The organism is Streptomyces sp. NPDC001832, from assembly GCF_040297265.1.
Lineage (GTDB): Bacteria > Actinomycetota > Actinomycetes > Streptomycetales > Streptomycetaceae > Streptomyces.
The window spans coordinates 145,744-159,638 of sequence record NZ_JBEOYU010000009.1 but is presented as its reverse complement, the minus strand read 5'-3'; the positions used below and the strand labels follow the sequence as shown (position 1 = coordinate 159,638).

13 protein-coding genes and 1 pseudogene are annotated in these 13,895 nt (G+C 68.9%); 8 read left to right on the top strand and 6 right to left on the bottom strand.

Annotated features, from left to right (window positions below; all coding sequences use genetic code 11):
• Window positions 1–230 precede the first annotated feature (230 nt).
• Complete coding sequence (locus ABT115_RS10710) at window positions 231–1,196, bottom strand: NAD(P)/FAD-dependent oxidoreductase (RefSeq protein ID WP_351786553.1); 966 nt, start codon at window positions 1,194–1,196, stop codon at window positions 231–233.
• Between the two features lie 803 nt (window positions 1,197–1,999).
• On the opposite strand from ABT115_RS10710, the gene ABT115_RS10705 reads away from it, so the two are divergent.
• A complete protein-coding gene (locus tag ABT115_RS10705) occupies window positions 2,000–2,257 on the top strand; it encodes a hypothetical protein (protein WP_351786550.1) in 258 nt (85 codons plus the stop codon).
• Window positions 2,258–2,366: 109 nt separating this feature from the next.
• Here the strand turns inward: ABT115_RS10705 and ABT115_RS10700 are convergent, their stop codons facing one another.
• The 4 genes and pseudogenes from ABT115_RS10700 to ABT115_RS10685 form a co-directional block, all read right to left on the bottom strand.
• Window positions 2,367–3,341, bottom strand: a complete 975-nt coding sequence (locus ABT115_RS10700; RefSeq protein WP_351786547.1) for an acyl-ACP desaturase — start codon at window positions 3,339–3,341, stop codon at window positions 2,367–2,369.
• Window positions 3,342–3,581: 240 nt separating this feature from the next.
• Window positions 3,582–4,043, bottom strand: a pseudogene (locus ABT115_RS10695) (ATP-binding cassette domain-containing protein); the annotation flags it as partial.
• 72 nt (window positions 4,044–4,115) lie between these two features.
• Window positions 4,116–4,532 (bottom strand): spore wall synthesis regulator SsgD, encoded by a 417-nt coding sequence (gene ssgD / locus ABT115_RS10690; RefSeq protein WP_351786544.1) that lies wholly within the window; start codon window positions 4,530–4,532, stop codon window positions 4,116–4,118.
• Between the two features lie 187 nt (window positions 4,533–4,719).
• The gene (locus tag ABT115_RS10685) at window positions 4,720–5,019 is read right to left on the bottom strand and encodes a YciI family protein (protein ID WP_351786541.1); all 300 of its coding nucleotides are present in this window, start codon (window positions 5,017–5,019) and stop codon (window positions 4,720–4,722) included.
• Between the two features lie 135 nt (window positions 5,020–5,154).
• Here ABT115_RS10685 and ABT115_RS10680 point away from each other — a divergent pair, with 135 nt between their 5' ends.
• From ABT115_RS10680 to ABT115_RS10660, 5 genes are all read left to right on the top strand, one after another.
• Window positions 5,155–5,832 carry an endonuclease V gene (locus tag ABT115_RS10680; RefSeq protein WP_351786538.1) on the top strand — a complete coding sequence of 226 codons (678 nt, stop codon included), beginning with the start codon at window positions 5,155–5,157 and terminating at the stop codon, window positions 5,830–5,832.
• A 62-nt stretch (window positions 5,833–5,894) separates the two neighbouring features.
• Window positions 5,895–6,038 (top strand): morphogenic membrane protein MmpA, encoded by a 144-nt coding sequence (gene mmpA / locus ABT115_RS10675; protein WP_351786535.1) that lies wholly within the window; start codon window positions 5,895–5,897, stop codon window positions 6,036–6,038.
• A 397-nt stretch (window positions 6,039–6,435) separates the two neighbouring features.
• Complete coding sequence (locus tag ABT115_RS10670) at window positions 6,436–7,578, top strand: CaiB/BaiF CoA transferase family protein (RefSeq protein ID WP_351786532.1); 1,143 nt, start codon at window positions 6,436–6,438, stop codon at window positions 7,576–7,578.
• Window positions 7,579–7,658: 80 nt separating this feature from the next.
• Complete coding sequence (locus tag ABT115_RS10665; RefSeq protein ID WP_351786529.1) at window positions 7,659–8,873, top strand: acetyl-CoA C-acetyltransferase; 1,215 nt, start codon at window positions 7,659–7,661, stop codon at window positions 8,871–8,873.
• Window positions 8,874–8,911: 38 nt separating this feature from the next.
• Complete coding sequence (locus ABT115_RS10660; RefSeq protein ID WP_351786526.1) at window positions 8,912–11,119, top strand: 3-hydroxyacyl-CoA dehydrogenase NAD-binding domain-containing protein; 2,208 nt, start codon at window positions 8,912–8,914, stop codon at window positions 11,117–11,119.
• A gap of 20 nt (window positions 11,120–11,139) precedes the next feature.
• On the opposite strand, the gene ABT115_RS10655 is transcribed toward ABT115_RS10660, so the two are convergent.
• Window positions 11,140–11,871 carry a MerR family transcriptional regulator gene (locus ABT115_RS10655; protein WP_351786523.1) on the bottom strand — a complete coding sequence of 244 codons (732 nt, stop codon included), beginning with the start codon at window positions 11,869–11,871 and terminating at the stop codon, window positions 11,140–11,142.
• A 129-nt stretch (window positions 11,872–12,000) separates the two neighbouring features.
• On the opposite strand from ABT115_RS10655, the gene ABT115_RS10650 reads away from it, so the two are divergent.
• Together ABT115_RS10650 and ABT115_RS10645 are read left to right on the top strand one after the other, a co-directional pair.
• Entirely contained in the window at window positions 12,001–12,489 is a 489-nt protein-coding gene (locus ABT115_RS10650) for a macro domain-containing protein (protein ID WP_351786521.1), read from the top strand.
• A gap of 388 nt (window positions 12,490–12,877) precedes the next feature.
• Complete coding sequence (locus ABT115_RS10645) at window positions 12,878–13,795, top strand: oxygenase MpaB family protein (protein WP_351786518.1); 918 nt, start codon at window positions 12,878–12,880, stop codon at window positions 13,793–13,795.
• Window positions 13,796–13,895: the final 100 nt, after the last annotated feature.

Sequence of the window (13,895 nt, the reverse complement as noted above, 5' to 3'; positions counted from 1 at the left end):
CACAGCCGGGCCGGTGAACTGCACGACCAGATCCAGTACTTGACCGCCGCCCTGGCCGAGACCGAAGCGCGACTCGCGGACCTGGCCACTACCCGGATGCCCGCATCCGGGCAGCGCGGTTTGTCCGACGCGTTCATGCCTCCGCGTACAGGAGCCGGAGGGTCGGGCAAGGCTGCTGGAATGCGAGGTGCCCATCTCCTTTTCGTGTTCCGGGCTGACCGGACAGGCGTTCACAGCCCTTGGCTCTCCGCCCGCCCCCGGCCTTCTTGCGCGCGCCGCAGCGCGGCAACGGCGATGCTTGTGTCCTCCGCCAGCAGATCAGCGTTGATCGCGGCAGCACTCACGTTGCCGGCCGCCGCCGCACCGACGACCTGAGCGGCCAGGTCGGTGGCATTGCCAGCCACCCACACGCCCGGCACTGCAGTGCGGCCGGTCGCATCGGCCTCGATGTGCTCGCCGACTCCCATCGGGTGCTCGACCGGGTCGAGGCCGAGGCTCAACAGCACCTTGCTAGCACGCATCCGTGGACTCAACGCCACCGCCATGACCTCGACCACCCGCCCGGAAGCCAGCCGAATCCCGGTCAGCCGGTCCTTGTCCACCTCGATAGCAGCCACCGCGCCCTCCACGACGTCGATGCCGCGCGCAGTCAGTTGTTCGCGCTGATCATCGGTCACCTCGACGCGGTCGGCGGGGAACAGGGTGATGCGCGAGGTCCACTGCCGGAAGAGCAGTGCTTGGTGCACCGACATTGGCCCCGTCCCCAGCACTCCCAGGGGCTGGTCGCGGATCTCCCACCCGTGGCAGTAGGGGCAGTGCAGAACATCGCGTCCCCACCTCTCGGTGAGACCGGGCACCTCAGGCAGCTCGTCGGTCAGCCCCGTGGCCACCAGCAGCCGCCGGGCACTGTAGCGTTTGCCGGCCTCCGTCGTGACCTCGAACAGGCCGTCGACGTGTTCGGCCGAGACCACACGACCGGGCATCACGCTGCCACCGTAGCGGGCCACCTCCTCCTGGCCACGCGCGACGAGATCGCGAGGCGGCATGCCGTCGCGTGAGAGGAATCCATGCACGCCGGAAGCAGGCGCGTTGCGCGGCTCCCCCGAGTCGATCACCATCACGGAGCGGCGCGCTCGGGCTAGGGTCAATGCCCCGGACAGACCGGCGGCACCGCCGCCGATGACGATCACTTCCACGGACTGGTTTGTATTCATATCAGGCATGTTCACTCGCCCTGGCCGATGAGGCAAAGGAACTTGCCGAATCCGCAAATTCGCCCCAGTGGGGCGGCGGCGAGCAGCAGACCCGCGCGCAGCGAGTCTGGAATGGCCGGAAGGTCGACATGAGGCGCTCGTCCGGCCGAGCACGTGGCAGCCGTCCCCCGGTGGGGCGAGATGTTCCGCCTGAGGTTCCCTGCTGCGCGGGAGTGGCTGACTAGCCGTTCAGGGCCGGTTCACCTGGTTTCGGCTCACTGGTTCGGTAGCTGCCTGGTCGACGTAGTGCTTCTCTTCGAACTCGATGGGGCCGAGGTAGCCGAGGCGCCCCGCTCTCCGCAAGTTCCCGGGCCAGTTATTTGCCGTGACAGCAAGAAGCTTTGCTTGTGTTCTCAGGGCGAGCGCACCATCCAAACCATCGACACGACCGGTCGGACCGCGACATCGGGCGTGCGCGGAGACGCGCCAGTACGGGACTACGCCGCGATGCGATCCCTGCTACTTCCGGTTCGACGGCGGCCTCATCGACCGCATCGAGGAATACTTCAACGTCGTACCGCTCAACGAATCCATGCCGTCGTCCGGCTCGCCCGAACAGCGCTGATCGAGGCCGCTCCCGCCAAGCGGTCGGCTGAGGCAGGGCCGGAAGCAGCTCCGGCCCGGGCCCTGCCTTGTGCGAACCCTCGGGCCGGCCGTGTGAACCTCATCGAGCTCCTGGCCGACCTCCAGGCCCAGCACGACGAGGCCACAGCCGGGCCGGTGAACTGCACGACCAGATCCAGCACTTGACCGCTGCCCTGGCCGAGACCGAAGCGCGACTCGCGGACCTGGCCACTACCCGGAAGGTCATGGCCGAACTCGCACCGGCTGGAAGCCAACCCGCACCGCTTGAGACGAACACCGCCTACCAGGCCATCGTGAACAGCTTCAACCAGCACCCCGACCAAGAGTTCCGAGCCCGTGAGCTGCACGAACTCCTCGGTATGCCCACCGACGAGGCATCCGTCAACATCACCCGCAGCCGCTACCAGAAACGGACTTAACGGTACCGAGCGGCGATCGAGCACTACGCGCAGGACCTGCACGAAACGATGTGAGCACGCGCGGGGCACAGCGCCCCGCGCCGGCGGACGACGGCAGTCGTACGGGCCGTCAGGCCAGGGCGCGCGCTGCCATCCGTGCCTTGCGGGCCGCCAGCTTCTCGTCGAACTTCGACGCCTCGCCGTCCAGACCGCCCATGTACAGGCCCAGCTCCTCCTGCGCCTTCAGGCCCTCGGGGCTCAGGCCGTCGATGGTGAGGACCTTCAGGTAGCGCAGCACGGGCTGGATGACGTCGTCGTGGTGGATGCGCATGTTGTAGATCTCGCCGATCGCCATCTGCGCGGCGGCCCGCTCGAATCCCGGCATGCCGTGACCGGGCATCCGGAAGTTGACGACGACATCGCGCACGGCCTGCATCGTCAGGTCCGGGGCGAGCTCGAAGGCCGCACCGAGGAGGTTGCGGTAGAAGACCATGTGCAGGTTCTCGTCGGTCGCGATCCGCGCCAGCATACGGTCGCAGACCGGGTCGCCCGACTGGTGCCCGGTGTTGCGGTGCGAGACACGGGTGGCCAGCTCCTGGAAGGCGACGTACGCCACGGAGTGCAGCATCGAGTGGCGGTTGTCGGACTCGAAGCCCTCCGCCATGTGTGCCATCCGGAACTGCTCCAGCTTGTCCGGGTCGACGGCGCGCGAGGTGAGCAGGTAGTCGCGCATCACGATGCCGTGTCGGCCCTCCTCCGCGGTCCAGCGGTGCACCCAGGTGCCCCATGCGCCGTCACGGCCGAAGAGCGAGGCGATCTCGTGGTGGTAGCTGGGGAGGTTGTCCTCGGTCAGCAGATTCACGACCAGCGCGACCTTGCCGATGTCGGTGACCTTGGACTGATCGGCCTGCCAGGCCTCACCGTCCTCGAAGACACCGGGGAAGTTCCGCCCATCGGAGAACGGCACGTACTCGTGGGGCATCCAGTCCTTGGCGACCTTGAGATGACGGTTGAGCTCCTTCTCCACCACCTCTTCCAGGGCGTACAGCAGCTGAGCGTCGGTCCACGCCTTCGGGCTGCCGAGGTGGGGAGCGGTGATCGTCACGAGGGACTCCTGGGGACGGGAGAATTACCTACGGATACGTAGGTTACGAGACCGTAGGTTAAGGCTGCGGTAGGGCCATCGCCAAGCCGACCCCCCGCGATGCCCGATTACGTAACGTTATGTGTGCAGGTTGTGGTGGGTGCGGCAGTCGACAGTCCGATCGGCCGTCGATTGTTCTGAAGTCCGTCATATCTGCCAATATGGTGCTGTGTCAGACTTCGTGGCATCAAAGTGGCGCTCTCAAGTCCCGGCGCCGGGGCACTCCGGCCTCAGATCGCGGCGCGGATACTCGGCTGTGACCGATGCGTGATGGCCGAGCAGTGCCGCAGGGGTCCCCTCAAGGCCAACTCGCCGCCGTTTCTGCCGCCCTTGGGGCCGAGGTCGACCACGCAGTCCGCGCGCTGGAGCACATCGAGGCTGTGCTCCACGCAGATCACGCTGTTGCCCGCGTCGACCAGCCGGTCCAGCAGATCGGCGAGCGTGCCGGTGTCCGCTATGTCTAGTCCGGTGGTCGGTTCGTCCAGGACGTACACGCTGCCGTCCGGTGCAGTTGGGTGGCGAGTTCGATGCGCTGGCGCTCACCGCCGGAGAGCGCGCTGAGCGGTTGCCTCAGTGTCAAACGGGTCAGGCCGACATCGTCGAGCGCGTGCGCAGCATTAGTGCCCGGTCGTCGAAAAGCTCGGCCGCCTGCGCTACCGACACTGTGTCCGAGCTCGCGTTGGTCGGCGCCACCGGTGCGTGCTCACCGGCCGCGCCGCTCCGCCGGACGCGCAGTCAGCAGGTCCCGCCGAGCAGATCGGTCAGGCTCCGGTCGAGATCCAGAAACCGGTGCTCGTCGCCGGCCGGTACAAGTTCCTGCGCCCGCTCGAGGAAGCGGCGCAGCTCCGCAGTGCGGACGTGCACCATCGCGATTCCCTCGGTGGCATGGAACTCCAGGACCGTGCGGTCGTATCCGAACGGCCTGATGCGCACGTCTCCGACACCGGCGGCTCCGTCCATTCCCGCCGCGAGCAGCTCGCGGGAGAATTCCCACGACACGTCAGTGCCCTCCAGGGTCGCTGTCGCGGGGAACGCCATCCGTACGGCGAACGGATCCCTTCGGTCGTACTGCAAGGTGGCGGGAAGGGTCTCCATCCGCGGTGCGGATGCGACCATGCGGGCCTGCACGGACTGCTCGATGACGGTGGACAAGACCTGCTCCCTTTCTCGGCCAAATGAACGGTTCCCGGCACTGATAGAGACGACGGAACCCCCTCATTCGTGCACCGGAAGGCGGCGTGAGCTGTGTCACCGCATGCCTACGTCCCGCCGGTGCGCCCTGGACGGAGCACAGAAATAGCCCGCCACCCGGGTGGCCGTACCTGAGTGGCGGATGCCGCTACCCAGGCAACTGCTGCCGGTACGGGGCGAGTTCGTCCGAGGTCTTCGTCGCGATGAACTCCGTGATCCGGTATGTGCACACGCCCTGTGCCACGAAGGGATCCTCCGCCGTGATCTTCTCGATCTGCGCCCGGTCGTCACCGACGGCCAGGATCACCCCGCCGTCACGCGGGTTCTTGCGGCCGGACGCGATGAACATCCCGGCCGCGTACTGCGTGTCCAGCCAGGCGACATGGTCCTGCAGAGTTGCGTCGATGCGCTCGACGGGTGCGGTGTAGGTCAACTCGAGTACGAACATGATCTCCAGGCTACGAGACGAGGGCGAGCCGACCCTTGGCCGTGTCCGCGAAGTCCCGCCTGACCGCCGCCGAACCGGCCGCGGTGCCCGCTGCTCAAGGCCGGACCCCATCTCGCCGGTAAACTTGACGGCACTATGACCACGCTCCCGACGCCCGCCGACGAGGCCGAAGCCCGAGCCGTTCAGGACCTCCTGCGATCCCGGGTGGTGCTCGACGAACCCGGCCCGCCGCCCGGCACCGGCCGCGTCACGGGGGTGGACGTCGCCTACGACGACGAGCGCGATGTGGTCGTGGCGGCAGCAGTCGTCCTCGACGAGGCGACGCTCGACGTGGTCGCCGAGGCCACGGCCGTCGGCCGGGTCACCTTCCCGTACATCCCCGGACTCCTCGCCTTCCGGGAGATCCCGACCGTGCTCGCCGCGCTGGAATCCCTGTCGGCCGACCCCGGACTCGTGATCTGTGACGGATACGGCTTGGCGCACCCGCGCCGCTTCGGACTCGCCAGTCACCTCGGGGTACTCACCGGACTTCCGGTGGTCGGCGTCGCCAAGAACCCGTTCACCTTCTCGTACGAGCAACCGGGCCCCTGCCGGGGCGACTGGTCGCCGCTGCTCGACGGCGATGGGGAGGTGGGCCGGGCGCTGCGCACCCAGGACGGCGTCAAGCCGGTCTTCGTCTCCGTCGGTCACCGGACCGACCTGGACAACGCCTGCGCCCACACCCTGCTGCTGGCCCGCGACTTCCGTCAGCCGGAGACCACCCGCAGGGCCGACGCGCTCTGCCGTCAGGCCCTGCGGGAAGCGACCGCCTGAGTATCTGAGCTGAGTATGTGTGCGGATAACGCCCGCCGATCACGACGGGCAGACTGGCACGCATGACCGAACATCGAACGTCCGCACGACCAGGCACCGTCTATCTCGCCCAGCGCCGGGTCGCGGTGGGGATGGCTCTCGGCATTCTCGCGGGAGCGGTCTGGGCGGTCTCGATGATCTGCACGCTGGTGGCCTGGGCGCTCTGAAAGGGCGCGGTGGACGGGGCCTACGACCCCGGGACTGTCGCGGACGCCGAGACCTTCCAGACAGCAGGGCATCGGCGTCACCGCCCTGGGGCCTTCACCGCAGTGACGCTCACTCAGATCAGCAGAAGTTAGGACAGATGTCCGGCCACCCGCCCGGGGCGGCCGGATCGGCATGCCGACCCCCGCGCGCCCGGGTGCCAGTCCGCGGTGCCGGTGCCGATGCAGCAGGCAGACGTTGGCGGAGGGGGTCGTGGCGGTGTGCGGACGGGCGGCACTCGTGGGGGAGGATCAAGGAGAATGGGCTAAGCGCTTGCTCGGCCGAAAGGGTTGTGCGGAGCGCGGAGCGTTCTTAGCATCATCGCTGTTACATCAGTTGTGTCACACCGCTGGGGGTTTGATGACAACGACAGAGCACGGCCCGCTGGCGGGCGTGCGCGTGGTCGAGCTGGCGGGCATCGGACCCGGCCCGTTCGCCGCGATGCTGCTGGCCGACCTCGGCGCCGACGTCGTCAGGGTCGACCGGCCCGGCGGCGCGGGGCTCGGCATCGATCCCGCGTACGACCTCACCAACCGCAACAAACGCTCGGTGCTCGTCGACCTCAAGGCCGAGGACGGACCCGCCAAGGTGCTCGATCTGGTCGAGCGCGCAGACATCCTGATCGAGGGCTACCGGCCGGGCGTCGCCGAACGGCTCGGCGTCGGGCCGGCCGCCGCGCTGGCCCGCAATCCGCAGCTCGTCTACGGACGGATGACCGGCTGGGGCCAGGACGGGCCGCTCGCCGAACGAGCCGGGCACGACATCGCCTACATCGCCCTCACCGGCACCCTCTCCATGATTGGCAAGCCCGGTGAGCCTCCCGCCGTCCCGGCCAATCTGGTCGGCGACTACGCGGGCGGCTCACTCTATCTCGTCGTCGGCGTCCTCGCCGCCCTGCAGCACGCCCGCACCCCCGGCGGTCGCGGCCAGGTCGTGGACGCGGCGATCGTCGACGGCGCCGCCCATCTCGCCACAATGATCCACGGCATGCTGGCGGCCGGCGGCTGGCAGGACCGGCGCGGCTCCAACCTCCTGGACGGCGGCTGCCCGTTCTACGGTTCGTACGAGACCGCCGACGGTCAGTACATGGCGGTCGGCCCGCTGGAGCAGCGGTTCTACGACGAGTTCAGCAAGCTCCTCGGCATCGAGGACGAGGCCCCGGAGCGGGGGGACATCGCCCGCTGGGAGGAGCTGCGCACAGTCGTCGCCGACCGGTTCAGGACCCGTACGCGCGCGGAGTGGACCGAGGTGTTCGAGGGCACGGACGCCTGCGTCGCCCCCGTCCTCTCGCTCCGTGAGGCGCCCCGCCACCCGCACATCGCCGCCCGCTCCACCTTCGTCGAGCACGGCGGACTCACCCAGCCGGCCCCCGCGCCCCGCTTCTCCGTCACCCCCCTGTCCATGCGCAACGGGCCCGCGCGGCCCGGCACGGACACCGAGGCCGTCGCCGCCGACTGGGACGTACCCAGCATCACGAGGACCTGGAAGGACACCACCGACTGATGGACCATCGTCGGCCCCGGACCGGCCCATCGCTGCTCGCCTGACCCCTGACGCACAACCACCCTCGAAAGGCTGCTGTCTTGAGTACCGAAGCGTTTGTCTACGACGCGATCCGCACCCCTCGCGGGCGCGGCAAGGCCAATGGCGCCCTGCACGGCACCAAGCCGATCGACCTCGTCGTCGGCCTCATCCACGAAATCCGCAGCCGCTTCCCCGGCCTGGACCCGGCCGCCGTCGACGACATCGTCCTCGGTGTGGTCAGCCCGCTCGGCGACCAGGGATCCGACATCGCCCGGATCGCCGCCATCGCGGCAGGCCTCCCGGACTCCGTCGCGGGCGTCCAGGAGAACCGCTTCTGTGCCTCGGGCCTGGAGGCCGTCAACCTGGCTGCGGCCAAGGTCCGCTCGGGCTGGGAGGACCTCATCCTCGCGGGTGGCGTCGAGTCCATGTCCCGCGTCCCGATGGGCTCCGACGGCGGCGCCTGGGCGATGGACCCGATGACCAGCTTCGACACCGGTTTCGCCCCGCAGGGCGTCGGCGCCGACCTCATCGCCACCATCGAAGGCTTCTCCCGCCGTGACGTCGACGAGTTCGCCGCTCTCTCCCAGGAACGCGCCGCCGAAGCGTGGAAGGACGGCCGTTTCGCGCGCTCCGTCGTCCCCGTCAAAGACCGTAACGGCCTTGTCGTCCTCGACCACGACGAGCACATGCGGCCCGGCACCACCGCCGACTCACTTGCCGCGCTCAAGCCGTCGTTCGCCACGATCGGTGAGATGGGCGGCTTCGACGCGGTGGCGCTGCAGAAGTACCACTGGGTCGAGAAGATCGACCACGTCCACCACGCGGGCAACTCCTCCGGCATCGTCGACGGAGCCGCGCTCGTCGCGATCGGCAACAAGGAGATCGGTGAGCGATACGGACTCACGCCGCGCGCCCGGATCGTTTCCGCCGCCGTCTCCGGCTCCGAGCCCACCATCATGCTGACCGGCCCCGCGCCCGCCACCCGCAAGGCCCTGGCCAAGGCCGGACTCACCATCGAGGACATCGACCTCGTCGAGATCAACGAGGCGTTCGCCGGCGTCGTGCTGCGCTTCGCCAGGGACATGGGGCTCTCCCTCGACAAGATCAACGTCAACGGCGGCGCGATCGCGCTCGGCCACCCGCTCGGCGCCACCGGCGCGATGATCCTGGGCACGCTCATCGACGAACTCGAACGACGTGACCGACGGTACGGCCTTGCCACCCTCTGTGTCGGCGGCGGCATGGGCATCGCCACCGTCATCGAGCGCCTCTGACCGTCCCCGGCCATCCCTGCTTACGGAGAAGAAAAGCAATGACCGAGAGCACGACCATCCGCTGGGAGCAGGACGAGACCGGCGTCGTCACCCTCGTACTCGACGACCCGAACCAGTCCGCCAACACGATGAACCAGGCCTTCAAGGACTCCATCGCGGCCATCGCCGACCGCGCCGAGGCCGAGAAGGACTCCATCCGCGGCATCATCTACACCTCCGCCAAGAAGACCTTCTTCGCGGGCGGCGACCTCAAGGACATGATCAAGGTCGGCCCCGAGGACGCCCAGCAGGTCTTCGACACCGGCACCGCCATCAAGAATTCGCTGCGCCGCATCGAGACCCTCGGCAAGCCCGTCGTCGCCGCCATCAACGGCGCGGCGCTCGGCGGCGGTTACGAGATCGCGCTCGCCTCCCACCACCGCATCGCCCTCGACGCACCCGGCTCCCGGATCGGCCTGCCCGAGGTCACCCTCGGCCTGCTGCCCGCGGGCGGCGGCGTCACCCGCACCGTACGCCTCATGGGCATTGCCGACGCGCTGCTGAAGGTCCTCCTCCAGGGCACCCAGTACACCCCGCGGCGAGCCCTGGAGAACGGCCTGGTCCACGAGGTCGCCGCCACCCGTGAGGAGATGCTCGACAAGGCCCGCGCCTTCATCGACGCACACCCCGAATCCCAGCAGCCCTGGGACGTCAAGGGATACCGGATCCCCGGCGGCACCCCGTCCAACCCGAAGTTCGCCGCGAATCTGCCCGCCTTCCCGGCCAACCTGAAGAAGCAGATCGCGGGCGCCCCGATGCCCGCACCCCGCAACATCCTGGCCGCCGCCGTCGAAGGCTCGCAGGTCGACTTCGAGACCGCGCTGACCATCGAGGCTCGCTACTTCACCGAGCTGGTCACCGGCCAGGTCTCCAAGAACATGATCCAGGCGTTCTTCTTCGACCTCCAAGCCGTCAACTCCGGCGCCAGCCGACCCAAGGGCATCGAGGAGCGCCAGGTCCGCAAGGTCGCCGTCCTCGGCGCCGGGATGATGGGCGCGGGCATCGCGTACTCCTGCGCCCGCGCGGGCATCGACGTCGTCCTCAAGGACGTCTCCGCGGAGGCCGCCGCCAAGGGCAAGGCGTACAGCGAGAGGCTCCTCGACAAGGCGCTCTCCCGCGGCCGTACCACCGAGGCCAAGCGAGACGAGCTGCTGGCCCGCATCACCCCGACCGGCGACCTGGCGGATCTGGCGGGCTGCGACGCGGTCATCGAGGCCGTCTTCGAGGACACCGCGCTCAAGCACAAGGTGTTCCAGGAGATCCAGGACATCATCGAGCCGGACGCGCTGCTCTGCTCCAACACCTCGACCCTGCCCATCACCGTCCTCGCCGAGGGCGTCTCGCGCCCCGCCGACTTCATCGGGCTGCACTTCTTCTCGCCCGTGGACAAGATGCCGCTGGTCGAGATCATCAAGGGCGAGCAGACCGGCGACGAGGCCCTGGCCCGCGCGTTCGACCTGGTCCGCCGGATCAAGAAGACGCCGATCGTCGTCAACGACTCCCGCGGTTTCTTCACCTCGCGCGTCATCGGCCAGTTCATCAACGAGGGCGTCGCCATGGTCGGTGAGGGCGTCGAGCCCGCGTCGGTCGAGCAGGCCGCGGCGCAGTCCGGCTACCCGGCCAAGGTGCTGTCCCTGATGGACGAGCTGACCCTCACGCTGCCCCGCAAGATCCGCAACGAGACCAGGCGGGCCCTCGAGGAGGCCGGTGGCACCTGGGCCGGACACCCGGCAGACGCGGTCATCGACCGGATGGTCGACGAGTTCGGCCGTCCAGGCCGCAGCGGCGGCGCGGGCTTCTACGAGTACGACGAGGCCGGCAAGCGCACCCGACTCTGGCCCGGTCTGCGGGAGCATTTCGGCGGCTTTGGGGGTCGTCCCCCGGGTGAGCGCAGCACGAAGCCCGACACCGACATCCCCTTCATCGACATGAAGGAGCGGATGCTGTTCTCCGAGGCGCTGGACAGCGTCCGCTGCCTGGAGGAGAACGTCCTCATCTCCGTCGCCGACGCCAACATCGGCTCCATCATGGGCATCGGCTTCCCGCCGTGGACCGGCGGCGTACTCCAGTACATCAACGGATACGGGGGCGGCCTGCCCGGCTTCGTGGCACGCGCCCGGGAGCTCGCAGAACGGTACGGCGACCGCTTCCTGCCGCCCGCGCTGCTCGTGGAGAAGGCCGAGAAGGGCGAGACCTTCCACGACTGACGAAGCCCCGCGGGCCGCGTTCACTCCGCCGTGAACGCGGCCCGCAGCTCTTCCTTCAACGACCGCTGGAACGCGGTCACCAGCGCCTGCAGCACCATCGGCTGCATATGGGCCGACAGCGACTTCATCGCCGTCACATGCTCCGGGTCCGACTCCCGCTCCCGGTACGGACCCCACACCTCGTCCCGGAACAGCCGGGTCAGCTCCCGCGCGGCGGACCGGGAGTGCTCCAGCAGAACCGTGCGCGCGGCCAGGATCGTCTCGTGCGCGATCGGTACGCCGAGCAGCTCGACCCCGAGCCGCAGCAGCCCCGGGTCCACCCGGTACCTGCCATCGGCCGGCTCCGCACACTCCAGCACCCCCATCGCCGCCAGCCGCGCCATGTCCTGTTCGCTCAGGGCCCGGCCCGCACGCCGCTCCAACTCCGCCCGCGTCGCGTCCTCCGCCGAATCCGGCGCCCAGGACGCCACCAGCGCCCGGTGGATCGCCAGATCGTGTGCGCTCAGATCCGGCGGCAGCTGCTCCAGATAGCGTTCGATCGCGGCCAGCGTCATGCCCTGGTGCTGGAGCTCCTCGATGAGGGCGAGCCGGGACAGATGCTCATGCCCATATCGCCCGACACGACGCGGTCCGATTGCCGGAGGCGGCAGCAGACCCCGAGTGCTGTAGAAACGCACGGTGCGTACGGTGACACCGGCGCGTGCCGCCAGCTCATCGACGGTGAGCGTCGGGTCGTCGGTCCCGGTCGCCATGCCTGCTCCTCGCGTTTTGACCCAGCGGCGAACTGCTGCGTCTGCACCAATCACGTTCAACAGTATTGCTGTCTCACCCGGGACTGACCGGGCCGGGCACTTGTCAGTGGCGGCTCCTACGCTGGTGTCATGTCGGAGATCACGTACGTACGGGGGGACGCCACCGCCCCACAGGGCAAGGGTGTCAGACTGATCGCGCATGTCTGCAACGACCTGGGAGGCTGGGGCAAGGGCTTCGTCCTGGCCGTCTCGCGCCGCTGGCCCGAACCGGAAACGGCCTACCGCCACTGGCACCGGGAGCGCGCGGGCAACGACTTCGCCCTGGGCGCGGCGCAGTTCGTCCAGGTGAGCCCATACCTCTGGGTGGCGAACATGGTGGGCCAGCGGGGGATACGCACGGGCAGCAAGGGAGTACCCGTGCGCTACGAGGCGATCGACACGGCATTGGGGGCTGTGGCCGACCGGGCCGTCGAGCTGGGGGCTTCGGTCCATATGCCCCGGATCGGCTGCGGGTTGGCGGGCGGCAAGTGGTCACGGATCGAGCCGCTGATAGAGAAGCGGCTGCTGACCCGGGGAATAGCGGTGACGGTGTACGACTACGACCAGGGCGGGGCTTGAAAGTCCCCTCTGGCCGGGGGTGTAATCAGCCGGACGATTTCGGCGTAATCGCGCGCAGGATCCATCCGGCGGATCTCGCGCAGGCGGCTGTTACGACCCGTGGCGCGCCCTCCTGCCCGTGCGGCGAGTTCGTGGAGCCCTACCTCTTCCGTCTTCTCCGATGCTCAACTCCGCTGGATTTCAAGGAGCCTGACGGTTCATCGCACCGAAGGAGTCAAAGGTGCAACGCTATCGAATTGTTTCATCGGCCACGTCAACGCCATCGACGCGCAGTGCGGAGGAAGGCATCCCAGGGGCCCGTGCGCACCGGCCCGGAAGCGATCGCATACTGGACCACACAAGGGTCGGGCACCGAGCCGCACGCCCCGCCGACCGCCGGGAGCACCGCATGAACACCGAAGCAGCCAGAGGCGGCACTCCCGCCCCACCGCCGCCCGGCGGTGTGCTCTGGAGCCTCTCCGGCGACATCCGAGCCCTCCTGATGCTGCCCGCCGCGCTCACCCTCCAGGTCGCCCACCCGGCGGTCGGTGCGGGCGTCGACGAACACTCCGTCTTCCGTACGGACCCGTGGGGGCGCGGCGAGAGGTCGCTCCGGTCGCTCCAGCTATGGGTGTACGGGGGAGAGGCGGCCGCCGAGGAAGGGCGCAGGCTCCGCAAGCTGCACCGCACCATCCAGGGCACCGACACCCGTGGGCGCCGTTACCATGCGTTGTCCCCTGCGAACTATGCGTGGGTACATGCCACTGGCTTCCCCGTCTACCAGCACGCCGCGCGCTATCTCGTCCGGCCGCTCACCGACGCGCAGGAACGTGCCCTGTACCGGGAGTGGCTCCAGGTCGGCAGGATTCTCGGCATTCACGACCGGGACATGCCGCAGACGATCGAGGAGTTCTGGCCGTACTTCCGAAAGGTGCTCGCCGACGAGATCGAGCTGACCGTCATCGTCGAGGACCTGATCGCCACCGATCGCCCCGTACCGCCGCCGGACCGTGGGCCGCTGCCGGTCCGGCTGCTGCTGAAGGCGCTGTGGCCGGTATTGTTGCCGCCGCTGGCCCGGTTCCGCCGGTTCGTGACCATCGGGCTGATGCCGCCGGACGCGCGGGTGGCGATCGGGCTGGAGTGGACGGATGCGCAGGAGCGCAAGCTGCGGCGGTTCTGCGGTGTGGTGCGGCGCGTCGTCCCCGTGCTCCCCGAGCGGCTGCGCTATCTGCCGTACGCGCGCAGGGCGCGGGCGGCGCATCGCGAGGCCGTCCGGGGCGACGGGAAGCTCCGGCGGAAGCCCGGTGCACCAGCTGGGTCGGCGTGATCACGTCCACCGCGCCGTTGTGCCTGGTAGCCAGGGTCCGTGTGGCGTGGTTCGGGACCCGGCCGTCCGCCGGGCCCGTCGCCCCGCCAAGGAGAGCGAG